This window comes from Mucilaginibacter gilvus (genome assembly GCF_004054195.1).
GTDB lineage: Bacteria > Bacteroidota > Bacteroidia > Sphingobacteriales > Sphingobacteriaceae > Mucilaginibacter > Mucilaginibacter gilvus.
Genome location: NZ_SBIW01000006.1, coordinates 428,446 through 443,264, shown reverse-complemented (window position 1 = coordinate 443,264; position 14,819 = coordinate 428,446). Strand labels below are relative to the sequence as shown.

Annotated in this window: 11 protein-coding genes and 1 pseudogene; 7 read left to right on the top strand and 5 right to left on the bottom strand. The window is 42.5% G+C overall.

All coding sequences use genetic code 11. The annotated features are described in order from the left end of the window. Positions 1-62: 62 nt before the first annotated feature. From EPL05_RS14220 to EPL05_RS14210, 3 genes are all read right to left on the bottom strand, one after another. On the bottom strand, positions 63-554 hold the full coding sequence (locus tag EPL05_RS14220) for a YkgB family protein (protein WP_128534695.1): 492 nt from the start codon (positions 552-554) through the stop codon (positions 63-65). Between the two features lie 168 nt (positions 555-722). Next, a complete protein-coding gene (locus EPL05_RS14215; RefSeq protein ID WP_128534632.1) occupies positions 723-1,607 on the bottom strand; it encodes a glycoside hydrolase family 130 protein in 885 nt (294 codons plus the stop codon). Then, positions 1,604-2,392, bottom strand: coding sequence for an SDR family NAD(P)-dependent oxidoreductase (locus EPL05_RS14210; protein ID WP_128534631.1), 789 nt, complete (start codon positions 2,390-2,392; stop codon positions 1,604-1,606). Before EPL05_RS14210 ends, EPL05_RS14215 begins: the two co-directional genes overlap by 4 nt. 142 nt (positions 2,393-2,534) lie before the next feature. On the opposite strand from EPL05_RS14210, the gene EPL05_RS14205 reads away from it, so the two are divergent. Further along, the gene (locus tag EPL05_RS14205; protein WP_128534630.1) at positions 2,535-3,293 is read left to right on the top strand and encodes an ROK family protein; all 759 of its coding nucleotides are present in this window, start codon (positions 2,535-2,537) and stop codon (positions 3,291-3,293) included. 7 nt (positions 3,294-3,300) lie between these two features. On the opposite strand, the gene EPL05_RS24660 is transcribed toward EPL05_RS14205, so the two are convergent. Further along, positions 3,301-3,537 carry a hypothetical protein gene (locus tag EPL05_RS24660; protein WP_394342735.1) on the bottom strand — a complete coding sequence of 79 codons (237 nt, stop codon included), beginning with the start codon at positions 3,535-3,537 and terminating at the stop codon, positions 3,301-3,303. A gap of 90 nt (positions 3,538-3,627) precedes the next feature. Then, positions 3,628-4,593 (bottom strand): annotated as a pseudogene (locus EPL05_RS14200) (NAD(P)/FAD-dependent oxidoreductase); the annotation flags it as partial. A gap of 616 nt (positions 4,594-5,209) precedes the next feature. Here EPL05_RS14200 and EPL05_RS14195 point away from each other — a divergent pair. From EPL05_RS14195 to EPL05_RS14170, 6 genes are all read left to right on the top strand, one after another. Then, positions 5,210-5,860 (top strand): hydroxypyruvate isomerase family protein, encoded by a 651-nt coding sequence (locus tag EPL05_RS14195; RefSeq protein WP_166727714.1) that lies wholly within the window; start codon positions 5,210-5,212, stop codon positions 5,858-5,860. A 34-nt stretch (positions 5,861-5,894) separates the two neighbouring features. Next, entirely contained in the window at positions 5,895-6,890 is a 996-nt protein-coding gene (locus EPL05_RS14190; protein WP_128534629.1) for a PVC-type heme-binding CxxCH protein, read from the top strand. Between the two features lie 63 nt (positions 6,891-6,953). Continuing rightward, entirely contained in the window at positions 6,954-9,047 is a 2,094-nt protein-coding gene (locus tag EPL05_RS14185) for a DUF7133 domain-containing protein (protein WP_128534628.1), read from the top strand. 578 nt (positions 9,048-9,625) lie between these two features. Then, the gene (locus EPL05_RS14180) at positions 9,626-12,454 is read left to right on the top strand and encodes a TonB-dependent receptor (RefSeq protein ID WP_128534627.1); all 2,829 of its coding nucleotides are present in this window, start codon (positions 9,626-9,628) and stop codon (positions 12,452-12,454) included. 11 nt (positions 12,455-12,465) lie between these two features. Further along, positions 12,466-13,887 carry a hypothetical protein gene (locus EPL05_RS14175; RefSeq protein WP_128534626.1) on the top strand — a complete coding sequence of 474 codons (1,422 nt, stop codon included), beginning with the start codon at positions 12,466-12,468 and terminating at the stop codon, positions 13,885-13,887. A 7-nt stretch (positions 13,888-13,894) separates the two neighbouring features. Next, a complete protein-coding gene (locus EPL05_RS14170; RefSeq protein ID WP_128534625.1) occupies positions 13,895-14,452 on the top strand; it encodes a histidine phosphatase family protein in 558 nt (185 codons plus the stop codon). The last annotated feature ends 367 nt before the right edge of the window (positions 14,453-14,819 follow it).

Below are 14,819 nucleotides of genomic sequence, written 5' to 3'. Positions count from 1 at the left end.
CACTCCATCCCGTATAATTGCAGGTTCTCTCATAAAACCGTGTGTTAAAATTATCCAGCTATTTAAGCCGCTGTGGTATTAGATGCACGTAAAGCTTCGCCTGCCGACCATAATGCGGCGCCAAACAGTACAATATCTTTTAATAAGAATTGCCCGGGTTGCGGTGATATAAAGGGAAAACTATAATCCGGTTGGATAATGCCGGGAGTGGATAAAAGGAAAGTAAGCGTTATCACGAAAGTAAAAACAGCCATACTGCTGCCAATTAATGAAGCTTTCGCTGAATAATTACGGCAAGCTATTAGTATACCGGATAAGATCTCGATAAAACCGATGAACATGGAAAAACCGCTAACACTGGCGACATTATACGCCCAACCTAATAATGGACTATGGTCAACCAGTGGCTTAATGCCTTCCGCTTCATAGGTGGTAAATTTTAGAATACCGATCCAGATCAATACAATGGCAAGTCCATATCTGATCACACCAGCGCCAATATTTTCCAAGCGGAGGCCAGTGGTTGTTTGCTCATTTAAATTCATTGTTTTCATAAGTAGATTGTTGTTAAGATGTATGAAGTAGTCGATCAAGATTTAAATTCCTTACAATATTTTTCATTTTAATTAAAAGAAATATCCATATAATATGATTTAAGTCATGTTTATGACAATATTAATTTAAAAACTGCTAGCTATGGTAGATAAGCAGTTGCAAAAAAATCAATCCGCTGAAATTTCGATGACCGCCCGGAAAGTAGATTTATCTGCCGTCGTATAATACAGCCAGATATGTTTACCAACCAACACAGCCGACGCCGCAAAAGCGATATCCGTTTCACCGGCTTTACCTTTCGGAGGGGTGATCAACGGCTGCTTACTCCGGCCTGTGATCGCGCCTTTCTCATCCAGTTTTACCCAGCCGATCCGCCAGTGCGCTTGATCGTCAGCCCCGTTATAAAACAAAACGCTCTGCCCGTTCGCATCTGTCAATACAGGGCCAGGACTGAGGTGATAGCTATCCCAATTATCTTTAACAGTAGCCATAAACTCGCCTTTGATTTTCCACGGTCCTTCAGGTTTTGCACTAAGAGCCAAACCTAATTTAGATCGCTTTTCGTCCGCGTATTCAAAAAGCAAGTTCCATTTGCCGTTTTTTAGTTGCGTTACCGTTGCCTCCTTGGGGTTGAGATATGGTTTTTTGCTTGAGATAGCGACACCTTTTAAAGCCAACGTGTCCAGCGATTTTCCACCGGCCATCAATAACTGCCCCTCCATTTTAGTTTGGTTCCAGCCGGTATAATAAACCAGGTAGCCCTTAGGGACACAAACCACCGTTGGGTCTTCGCAACCATCCTTATCCAGGCTGCTCGTTCCGGGCGCAATTACCGGGCCATCGCTCATTTTAAAAGTGAGGCCATTTTTTGAGCTGCCGGCATATACCCGAGCAACTTTTTGAGTAGGGTCTTCTGATGTATTGACCGCACGCACCAGCATCTGGTAGCTGCCGTTTTCTTCCCATACCAAGGGACTGAGCTTATACATTCCATCTAATGGAATACTGCATTTCAGCTTTAGCTCTTCTATTTTAATGACCTTGTAACTCATGCGCCCTGTCCTAAGTTTTGTGATAAGGCCCCGTCCAGCGTAAAGGTTTGCCCAGCTGCATACGAAGCGTCCTCAGAAACCAGGTAGGCGGCCAGCTTAGCGATCTCCCATGGTTCGGCAGCACGTTTCCAGGGAATGCTTTCCACCGCTTTCGCCAATACTTTGGGGTCGTCAATGGCTTCCTGGTTCATCGGGGTCAATACCATGCCCGGCGCGATATTATTGACATTGATTTTAAACTCGGCCAATTCCAGTGCCAGGCATCGGGTTAGGTTACGCACCGCACCTTTGCTGGCGCAATACTCGGCCGCCCCGGCGCGCGGGATATCTTCATGTACCGAACTGATGTTAATAATCTTACCCTGCCCGCCGGTTGCTTTCCGCAGTTTGATAAATTCTTTACAGTTGTAAAAAGTACCGTAAAGGTTGGCACGGATCGTCTGGTCAAATATGGCGATGTCCATTTCGTCGACCATTTTGCCGGAAGAATCAAGCCCGGCGCTGTTCACCAGGATATAAGGAGTGCCCAGCTTGTCCGTAGCTACCTTAAACGCTTTTTGTACCTGTTTATAATCCGATACGTCCGTTTGATGGATCAATCCCTTCCCGCCGTTTTCTTCTACCGCTTTTAAGGTTTCTTTCGCCGCTTTTTCATCTTCATGGTAGACGATTAATACATCCGCGCCAAGCGCGCTGAATTCGATGGCTATGGCCTGCCCGATCCCGGACTCCGCGCCCGTGATGACCGCGATCTTCCCCGTTAGGGACTTTGTTTCATTTTTCATAGGAGTTAGTTTAAAGCTTAGACGAACGGTCTTGGTAGTCCTTTCAGATTTTTTAATTTAATTGCCATGTAACAGAGCGTGTTCTTTTTTCCTTACTATGTAAGGATTTGCCTTTTTATTCGACAAAAACCAAAGACCTTTTATGAAAAAAAGAATCGGTGAACTAATCCTGGCTATAGATATCGGCGGCTCCCATATCAAAGCAACCGTATTAAATGAGAAGGGTGAACTCACAATGGAATATGAAAAAGTGGAAACACCTGATCAGGCAACACCCGCACATACTATCGAAGCCGTTAAAAAACTGCTAAAAAACTTCCCAGCTTATAACAAAGTATCGGTAGGCTTTCCGGGTTACCTGGAGGATGGCGTTGTGATAACCGCACCGAACCTTGGTACAAAGGAATGGCAGGGTTATGATTTAAAGGCTCATTTACAAAAAGAACTCGGACAGCCTGTCCGCGTTGTAAATGATGCCGATATGCAAAGTTTAGGGATCGTTAGAAGCGATGGATTGGAAATGGTGATCACTCTGGGAACCGGGTTTGGTACCGCGCTTTTGCTGAACGGTATTTTGCTGCCTCATTTGGAACTTGGTCATCACACGGTTGCAAAAAAGCTTAACTATGATCAATACGTGGGTAACGAAGCTTTGAAAAAGTTGGGTGATAAAAAATGGAACAAGCGAATGCAAAAGGTATTTGAAAACTTAAAGAGCTTATTTAATTACAAATACCTGTATATCGGTGGTGGCAATTCTTCAAAACTGACCATGAAATTAGATCAAAATATGAAAATTGTCACCAATGAAGATGGAATAAAAGGAGGGAGTTGCTTATGGACAACCGGGCAGGTAACGGGTTTTGCCGCCGCTTCATTTACTAAAAATGAGCGTAAGTAGCAGTATTCTATTCGATCCCAGTACTGATTTTTTTCGTTTTCTTATCGAAAGGCCGGATGATGAGGCGGTTATCACTATTCTTGGTAAAATAATTGATAGCCCAATTAAAGAAGATAATCCCCTTACTTGAAAAACCTGCAATGGACCGGATATGAACCAATCCCCACAATATCCACGCAAAAAATCCGTGTAGATGAACTCCATTAATATCTGCCACGGCTCTATTGCGCCCAATGGTAGCCAGTGAGCCTTTATCTTTATACTTAAAAGGAACCGTATACTCCCCATTGATCAGTGCCTCCAGGTTCCGGGCAAGGTGTTTGCCCTGTTGTAATGCTACTGGAGCTACTCCGGGATGCCCTTCTGGAGTTTCCTCCGTGATAATAGCCGCCGCATCGCCAATAGCAAATATGTTGGAGTGCCCCTTTAAACGGTTGATCCCGTCTGTCTGCAGTCGGTTGCTTTTAGTGATCATGTTTTTAGAGATGCCGGCAGGGAAGACGCCTTTAACGCCTGCTGTCCAAAAAACATTCTTCGTTTTAATGATCGTGCCATCATCCACTCTCAAAGTAAGGCCGTCATACGATTTAACGTGCACGCCGTTATAAACTTTTACCTGGGCTCTCTTCAAAAATTCCTTCGCTTTTGAGAAAGCAACAGTAGACATGGATGATAATAGTTTGGGCTTACCCTCCATCAGGTAAACCGTCATTTCACTACTTTTTAAGTTGTGATAATCTTTCGTCAATATGAGCTGTCGCATTTCTGCTAAAGCACCTGCCAATTCCACGCCGGTCGGGCCTCCTCCAACCACCACAAAAGTCAAAAGCGCCACTTTTTCTTTTTCATCCGTTGTAAAGAGAACGGATTCCAGATTTTGCAGAATAACGCTTCGAAGGTTCAAAGCTTCAGCAATGTTTTTCATCGGCATTACTGATCGCTCTATGGCATCCTCACCAAAAAAATTGGTAGTTGAGCCAGTGGCAATAACGAGGTAATCATATTCTATTGCTCAGTTAGCAGTGATTACCTTATTTTCAGAGGGGTGTATTCTTGTTACCTCGGTCAGCAAAAATTTAAAGTTTTCCTGTTTTGTGAATATCCTGCGTATAGGAAAACCCACGGAATCAGCTTCGATAGCACCGATGGCAACCTGGTAAAGCAGTGGTTGAAATGTATGATGGTTATGCTTGTCCAGCATCAGAATATCGACTGGTGCGTTTTTTAAACTTTTGCCCAGTTCTATACCGCCGAATCCACCGCCAATAATTACAACTTTAGGTTTCTTTTCATTATGCATTCAACTGTTAGTCGAAGCTATCCGGCATACCTTACAATTTGATGGGGATATAAATGTTATGATCTTGTCAAACCATTCCACTTAAATTCAATTATCATCGGTAAGCCAGAATCGCTGGATGCTGTTAAAGAGGATATTTATCGTTACCGTAATTTTTGACGATTAAAAAATCTGTAATATGAACTTGCCATCATAAAGGAAATTTAATAATATTGTGTCAAGAATTTGTTTTTGATATATTTGTGAAATTATTATTTGTTCTTTAAACGATTCCAAACAGTACATGTTAGTACAAAGTAAATCGGTAACCTTTTCGGTAACCTATTGAAATTTGGTCGTTCTAATTCATTGATATACAGGGGTAAAGCCCGTCAAAAAATAATCCCAGCGGGATCACCTCTTGGGACAAGCGATAAAATTTATCACTTGTCCCATTTTTTTTGCTCTTTAACTCCTTGTTTATCAGGAAAATAAAACTAAAAATCTCCCCTGTTTTAGCGGTTCGAACTTTCAAATCCTCAAATGTGAACTTTTCAGGGTATATCGAACCAATCAGTTTCCGTTTTCCATAATGGTCAGATTTACAGTATATTGTAATTGATGCAGGTTAGCTTTAATAACGCTGCATCCAGCGTTTTCTGATCATGGGCGTTTTTGTACAACCTGGTTAGGTAATGATACCAACCTGTTAGCATCAGGCAAGGCGGAATACATCGATAAATTTATTGCCAGTTGTAAAGAAGCCGTGGAAGTGGCAAAACGGACCAATTGTAAACAGTATACCGTTGTTCCCGGAGATTTTGTACGCAACCTGCCTATCGGCATACAAACAGGTAATGTAATTGAAGATATCAAAAAGGGGACAGCCATTATTGAACCCCATGGCCTGATGATAGTGCTGGAACCCCTCAGCGACAACCCCGACCTTTTTTTACGCACACCCGATCAAGCTTATGCTATTTGTAAAGCTGTGGGCAGCCCATCTTGCAAAATTTTGTACGATATGTACTATATACAACGCAATCAGGGCAATATTATCCCTACGCTTAATTGGGTTTATGATGAAATAGGTTATTACCAGGTTGGCGATAATCCCGGCCGCAACGAACCCGGTACCGGTGAGATTAATTACAAAAACATATTCAAACTTATTTATGATAAAGGATACAAAGGAGTGGTAGGCATGGAACACGGCAATGCGGGTGCCGGTAAAGCAGGCGAGCTTGCTTTGATCAAAGCATATCGCGAAGCTGATAATTTCATATAGGCAACAGGAGAAATTGAGTACTTTTATAATAAAAATGGACACAATACAAGAAAACATAGGAATGGACAACAATAAAAGAAAACGTTTTTTTCTAATAGGTGGATTATTCACCGCGATTCCTTTGTTAGTAGTATTTGGGGCCTTTACCAATATTCCTGAAAAACACTCATCGTATCATTTGGCTACCATTGATACGCCGCTCAGCGAAGCACAAAAACACTTAGCTAAAAATGGCTTGAAGGAGCTCGACGTGGCGCCTGGCCTGCGTGTTGAAACGATGGCAACCGAACCCATGTTGATTAACCCTACCAATATTGACGTGGATGAAAAAGGGAGGGTTTGGGTAACGGAGGCTTATAATTACCGGTTTGAGATTAATCACAACAAACCCAGGGAGGCCGGCGACCGCATCCTGATTTTAGAAGATAAGGATGGAGACGGAAGTTTGGAAACAAGCACGGTGTTTTATCAGGGCCCCGAGGTTAATGCACCTTTAGGCGTGTGCGTATTAGGTAACCGGGTATTGATATCGCAAAGCCCCTATGTTTGGGCCTTTTTTGATGACAATAATGATGGTAAAGCCGACCGAAAAGAAATATTATTCCAGGGGATAGGCGGTATACAACATGATCATGGGATGCACAGCTTCGCATTTGGCCCGGATGGTAAACTATATTTCAATTTTGGGAATGCTGGTAAAACCCTTAGAGATAAAAATAATGAGGTAGTACTGGACCAGGATGGTGATGAGATAGGACCTAAAAAATACAAAGAAGGAATGCTATTCCGTTGTGATCCGGACGGTACTCATGTGGAATGCCTGGGTCATAATTTCAGGAACGAATATGAATCGGCCGTAGATAGTTATGGAAATATATGGCAAAGTGATAATGATGATGACGGGAATAAAGGAGTACGGATCAATTACGTAATGGAATATGGAAATTATGGCTACACGGATGAAGTAACTGGTGCTGGCTGGAGTGCTAAACGCATTAACATGGAAGATTCGATCCCGCTTCGTCACTGACATCAAAATGATCCGGGTGTCATCCCCAATCTTTTACAAACAGGTTCCGGCTCCCCTACCGGAATGATTTTTTATGAAGGGACGCTGTTAACGCAGCAGTTTCAAAATGGGATGATCCATGCGGAACCGGGACATAATGTTGTTCGGGCCTATTCTGTTCAAAAAGCTGGCGCGGGATATACTGCCAATATCGTCAACATTCTTAATGGCGGACGGGACCAATGGTTTCGCCCGGCAGATATCTGTACAGCTCCGGATGGTTCTTTAATTGTAGCCGACTGGTATGATCCCGGCGTTGGCGGGCATCGGGTGGGGGATCTTCAGCGTGGTCGTATATACCGGATTGTTCCGGAAAATATGAGAGCGACCTATAAAATGCCTGAACAGGATTATGCCACTCCGAAGGGTGCAGTCATTGCCTTGCAAAATCCAAATCTCGACGTTCGCAGGCATGCTTTCGTAGCATTAACCGGCATGGGAGAATCAGCAATAGCGGAGTTGGAAAAGTTATGGTCAACATCGCCCAATCCCCGTATGCGTGCCCGAGCGCTGTGGGTGCTTTCAAAATCAACAACGGCCCCAAAATATCTTTCCGAAGCCATCAACAATCCCGACCCTGATTTAAAGATAACTGGGCTGAGGGCGGCAAGAGAAGTAAATAGCAATTTACTTAAACTTGCAGGAGCTTTAGTAAATGATCCGGACGCACAGGTAAGGCGAGATTGTGCGATTGCGTTACGGCATCGGAATGAACCGGAAGCCGCGACGATATGGGCGGCACTTGCAGCGAAACATGATGGCAATGACAAATGGTATTTAGAGGCACTGGGTATCGGGGCCGACAAGCAATGGGACCAATTCCTTGCAGCCTACCTGAAAGTAGTACCGGATCCTTTATTAACAGCCGGAGGCAGAGATATTGTGTGGCGGGCCCGGACAAATATTGCGCTTCCATATCTGGTAAAGCTGGCTAAAGATGCAAGTGTTCCATTAAAATCCCGTTTGAGATATTTCAGAGCTTTTGATTTTTATCCGGGAGCTGAAAAATCCAAAGCTTTAGTGGAATTATTGGAAGAGAATAATGGTAAGGATTTGAAATTGAGTGCAATGATATTGAAGTCTTTAAACCCTCAGGATATATCAGATTCGCCTGTATCCAAGGCGCAGGTTCAACTGGTTTTAAATTCTTATACGGGAACACAGGATTTTGTTGATATGGTAAAACAGTATAATATTACTACAGAAGCCGATAAATTGATGGATCTGGTAAAATCCAAAGGTATTCAGGGTAGCGGAGGATATCAAAGCGGAGGAATCGGGGTTGATGCGGCCAGGCTATTACTTAAAGCCAATGAAGACCTTCGCTTCCTAAATGTAATTAAAGGCAAAGATCAGCAAAAGGCGTCCAATGTTTTATCAGTGCTTGGTGCAATAGGCAACGATGAATCAGTAGCTATCCTGTCAAAGGTGATTTTATCAAACCAGTACAGCATGCCCACACGTCAAAAGGCGATACAAATGCTGGGTAAAAGCCAAAATGGGGAAGACCGCGTTCTGGAAATGCTTCAGGGAAAAAAATTACCTAAAAGTTTAATTACACCAGCTGTTGCAGGCTTGAGCGGAACACTCAGAAAAAGCACATTGGACAAAGCAAAAGCCTTTTTACCCAAAACCGATGGTGTCAAAATTGCTAAAACCAGGACGCCTTCTGCTAATCTTACTGCCATACTTGCTTTAAAAGGAAATGCACTGAAAGGAAACGCCGTTTTCCTCAGAACCTGTTCCGTATGTCATAGAGCTAATAAAGCTGGTTTTGAATTTGGGCCTAATTTATCAGAAATAGGCGCGAAATTACCAAGGGAAGGATTATTTGATGCTATTGTTAACCCCTCTGCAGGGATTAATTTTGGCTATGAGACCTCACAACTAGTTATGAAAGATGGATCGACCCTGATGGGGATTATTTCGAGCCGGACAGAGACGGATATCGAATTGAAATACCCTGGAGGCGCTGTTCAGAAAATAAAAACCAATGATGTTAAGCAAATAAAAAAAGTATCAACATCTATGATGCCGGCCAGCCTGGATCAAACAATGTCAAAACAAGAATTAGCGGATCTACTTACGTTCCTTGTCTCTTTAAAGAAAAAAGAATAATAAAAATAAAGAAGTAGCCGCCTTTGGGGGGAGAGACAAGTCAGAATTGTATCAAACAAGTCGTTTTGAGGCAATTGTGATGAGGTTTGCATGGATAAGTTTAATGTAAGTAATTAATTTAGTAATATTTGACTATATAAGAAATGTATGCAATTATTTGATTTGCAGGAATTTACTCTGTTTTAATACTAAATTCGGTGGAGCCGGAGGGAATCGAACCCCTAAACTTAAGCTACCTTTAGACTGCTAAAAATTTCAATCCCTCCAAGATTTGGTTCGAATTATGCCCAGTATTCTGGGGAGGGGAAGGGGTTAATTAGAAAACGCTTTTCTGACTTTTTTATTGGTTAAATATTTAGCCAACCCATGCTTGGTCTTGTAATTGAAGAAAGCAAAACGATCTCATTATGTGTGAATCAATTTAGGAATAAATCAGGTAGCGTCTCCAGAAGCTTCATAAATCACTTGTATTGTTAAGGTAGTGTTATTAATCTATTACCGAATTAACACAATCGTATAAATTCAGAAAAAACACAGTTTTCAGGAGGTTACTTGCGCAAAATTAACCCCGGTTCCGTATGAAATTTATACACTCTTACAACAAAATCCTTTTTTTCCTGTTTATATTCTCATCATTTTCTTCCGGGCTAATAGCGCAGACTATTGAAGGAAGAGTAACCGATTCCCGCACGGGCGAAACCTTACCGGGTGCAACGGTCCATTTAACCCAAAACGGGCAAAACAAGTATACTTCGGTAGGGTTAAATGGTGCTTACAGCTTTAAAAAAGTTGCAACAGGTCTTTACCAGATCAGGGTGAATTATGTAGGTTATGCCCCATCGAAAGTAGTTGAAGGTACCCTATCGGCCGCAACTGAGCTTAGAATTGTAAACATTTTTTTGACAGATGCCAGCACACAAATGAGCGAGGTAAAAGTTACCGCTCAGGCTAATAAAGAGACCGATAGAAATGCCCGCGGTCTTGAAAAAAGTGCCCCAATGGTTATAAATATCCTCTCGTCTAATACCATTCAACTCCTGCCAGATGTTACGGTAGGTAACGCATTGCAGCGTGTAAGTGGTGTAACCATACAAAGATCTGCAAATGGCGAAGGCCGCTATGCTATTATACGCGGTATGGATCAGCGTTACAATTCCACTTTAGTGAACGGTATAAAAGTTCCCAGCCCTGACCCAAGCTACCGCTTTGTTCCAATGGATATTTTCCCTTCAGAAATGCTGGAGCGCCTTGAAGTGATCAAAGCACTTACGCCAAGCATGGAAGGTGATGCCATTGGAGGTGCCATGAATTTGATTATGAAAAGCGCTCCCTACCACTTTACCTTAAGTGCTAATGCGTCGGCAGGTTTCTCTTCTTTATTCTCTGACGGACGATTGTTTAGTGCTTTTAATCCGTCGCCTAACGTGAAATCTCCTGCCATGATCAATGGCAACAGTTTTGCGGCTTCACCTGCTGATTTCAGCAACCGTGCTTACACCAGTCAACACAGCCTAAACAATCCCTCAAGCTCAACAGCCGGTTTAACCATTGGCGATAGGTTCCTTAACAACAAACTGGGCATTATAATTTCCGGCAGCTACCAAAATATCTACCGCGGTTCAAATTCTAAACAGTTAACGCCAAATGCGCAGCCATCAGCAATCCCACTGCCTAATTCCCCGCAGTTTTCTGACGCGTATGACCGCACTTATTCTACCCAGACACAACGTTTAGGTTTACATAATAAGATTGATTACGTGATGAACGATAAAAACAAGATCTCGCTATATAACCTTTACATTCATCAAAACGAATATGAGTCGAGGTTAACTTCGGATACCTTAGGACTTGGCTTGAACTCAACCAACTTAAGCAAGCAGATCACGCTTGCCGACCGAAACACCTTAACCAAACAGAATATTTATAACGGAACACTTCATGGTGAGCACATCATCAGCGATAAATTCCACCTGAACTGGGATGGGATCTATTCTGTAGCTTCAAGGCACATGCCCGATCGTATAGATTTTTCATACGATGCAAACAAATCATTAAATAGCTTAGGTCAGGTTACTACAGAAATTGATAACAACACTAAGCTTACCCACCACTGGGAAAATAATCGCGACCGAGACTTGTCTGGTTATGCTAATTTCTTTTATACACCAAAGATTGCTGGTACAGACGTTGAATTTGCTTTAGGTGGTTTATATCGCCACAAATTGAGAGATGCAGATTATATCACTTACTCGTTAACCGGCGGTAAATCAACTTTATTCAGCAATAATTTTGCGGCTATCCCATTTGGCTTTAATTCAGCAGCAGATGGTATTGGAAGCAATAATCCTGATCTTCAAAACAACTACAATGTGCGTGAGGATGATAACGCAGAATACTTACAGGTAAAATTTAATCCTTTTCCCAAATTACAAATACTTGGCGGTGTCAGGGTTGAAAATACTTACATGACCTATGGCACGCAATCGCCGGCAACAGTTACCCAGCGCACCGGTACGATTATTTATAGCGATTTGCTGCCAAGCGTTCACTTAAAATATGCATTGACTGACAGACAGAATATCCGCGCTTCGTATTTTGCCTCGATCAGCCGTCCTGGTTTTGGAGAGCTTGTTCCTTATAAAGTTTCGGGCGAGTATTATGACCAAGTAGGTAACCCGTTATTAAAACACATCACTGCCGATAACTATGATTTGCGCTACGAGCTTTTCCCGGGCGGATCTGACCAGGTATTGGTGGGTACTTTCTTCAAAAAAATCTATAACCCGATCGAGTACTTTGTAGTACGTGACGGCGGCCCAAGCTCACAGGTGATAAAACCTCAAAACGATGCGGGCAATGCTACTAATTATGGTGCGGAAGTTTTGGCAACCAAATTCTTCGGGCTGATAGGTTTCTCGGTAAATTATACTTACACCCACTCAAGGATCAGCACTAACAAATTATTGTATGTTAACGACCCTACCGCGGGTTCTATCCAAACCATTGTTAATGAAACCCGCCCTTTACAGGGCCAGGCAGACCACGTTGGTAATGCATCGGTTTTATTTAAGAGCGCAAAACTAGGCATAGATATGCAGGCAGCGTTTGTTTATACGGGCGAGCGGCTAACGCAGGTATCGCCATATGCTAGTCTTGATTTTTACCAGCATGCTTACAACCAGTTAGATTTTTCATTTGAGAAAACCATTGGTAAAAAGCTTTCTTTTTACGGTAAGATCAACAACATTACAAATGCTGCCAGCAAAATCTATCTAAAATTTCCACATGGCAGCCTGGACGCCAAACAACAGGAATTTTTGGGTAAACAAGACATTGCAGCGCAGACCCTGGTGCAAAGCGATTACTACAAAACATCATTTCTTGGTGGTTTAAGATATAAATTATAAAAAATAAAAAGATGAAAAGAATCATTTCCGCCATATTTTGCCTTATAATACTGGCCGTATTAAGTAGCTGCCAGAAATGGAAAGGCGAACATACAGATATATATAACTATACGCCACCTGCCGCCAATCCGGTTAGCGATGCCGCCCCACTGTCCTGCAGTGGTGGTAGTACAGTAGTACCGGTAAAGGGTACCATGCTTTCCGGAAAAACATATACTGTGGCCGATGGTTGCGACCTGGTAATTAATCCAACTGATACATTGCTACTGCAGCCGGGTGTAACCCTAAAAATGGGTTTGGGAAGTAGTTTGATCGCGTTAGGTACATTAGTAAGCAACGGTTCTAAAGACCAACCAAATTATATAACGGTGGGTGGTATAACTAAAAATGATGCGCCCGGTGGGTTTTTACCTGCCAACGATCCTGCCTACGCGGGTAAATGGAAAGGTATCATTGGCGGCCCTACATGTAACCTTATGGTTTTAAGATGGACACACGTTGAATACGCCGGCTTAACAGAAGGTAAAGCAACATCAACCATTGCCGGAGCAGGTACTGGCAACCAGTTCAGCATCTTGTTCGCCAATTATAAAGGGAGCTTTATTATGGAAGACTCGTGGCTGTATGGTGGTGTGGATGATCCTATCCGCATCTCGGCCGGTAAGCTGGCTATTTTCCGTAGTACATTTGAAAAAAACGGCGTAAGTGGCGGCGATTGTTTGAATATAAAAGGAGGGTCTGTAGGCACGTTAGCCTATAACCTATTTATCGGGACGGCAACCAACGGGCAGAAAGCTTCAAATAAAGGCCAGGCAACGGGAGCACCGCAAACCAATATCGTAATGTATAACAATACTTTTATCAGTGGTGGTTACAGGCAGGTTCAAAGCGGACGTGGTGGCTCGATCAATTTTGAAGAGGGGGCGTCAGGCATGTATTATAATAACGTAGCTGTAAATTGTAAATTCGGTTATCGTGTTGTTGGTAGCCCTATTGCTGATATTGCACACTTAACTTACGGCAATAACTATCAATACGCTGACTCGTTAAGTGTGGCCAACCAATTTTATCCAACAGGATACATTACCCAGCCGCAATCAACAGATTTTCCGTCTATCACTTCAACGGCCAAATACCTTCCTGTAAGTTATACTTTGGGATCCATTTATGATGGTACAGACGTTGTACAAAAAAGCGCACCAATGTTTTTAAATTTCCCGTTGCCGGTAAACCGCCCATTTGCTCAATATAGTGCAGTTGGAAATTTTAATTTTAGATTGCAGCCAAATTCACCTTTGATCGGTAAGGGCAACATAAGCATTAAACCTTTGATTGTGGTACCGATGGACAAAATTTACGGCCTTTCAGATGCAACCCCTCCCGGTGTCGACCTTGGTGCATATCAGTTAAACGGAACCGGCAACTTACACTAATATAGGGATGAAATACTTATTAAAAATATTGTGCTTACTAATAACGTTTAGCTTTTTCTACATCGGATTTACCCGGGCGCAAACGCCTGATTTAAAAGTTATATTAATACGTCACGCAGAGAAGCCTCTTAAGGGAGATAACCTTACCTGCCAGGGTTACAATAGATCGTTAAAATTGCCAGCTGTACTTGTAGGTAAATTTGGTATACCAGCCTATACTTATGTCCCTTCTTTAGGTGTCGGAGAAGTGACTAAACATGCGCGTATGTTTGAGACTATTGTACCCCTGGCTGTAAAATACAATCTTACGATAAACAGTGCCAGGGTAGAGAAGGATACTGCGGGGGTAGCTGCCGATATAAAGACAAAAGCCGGTACCATTCTTGTTGCCTGGAATCATAAAACAATAGCGGCTATTGTAAGGGCCCTGGGAGTTAAAGACAATAATCTGCTATGGCCTGACGATGATTACGATACCATTTGGATTGTGACCTTTCAAAATGGCACAGCGAACCTGACTCGTGATAAGGAAAATATTAATCCTGGTAAGGATTGTAATTTCTGACATAGATCATTAATGATTAGCGCTCAAGCCACACCTGCCATAACTGGGTGTGGCTTTTTATTTTTGCGTAATAGGTAAATAATGGACGGCTATCAGGCAAACGAGAACTCTACCCGACCGATTAAAGATAATGAATGGTAATCGCGTTATCGGTCTTTGGTATCGTTATATCCCTTCGTTTAATCAGGCTACTCAAAATAAAAGGTGATAATAACCCGCTATATTTTAAAGCCATCTTACAAATATTTATATGCATGCATGCCCTATCGGTTCTGCTGAATGTAACCGGTAGGTTCAGCCTCGCAAAGGTACTAGGCACAAGTGGAACCCTGAACATTTGCCTTGCCTTGGGATTTTATCTAGTCAT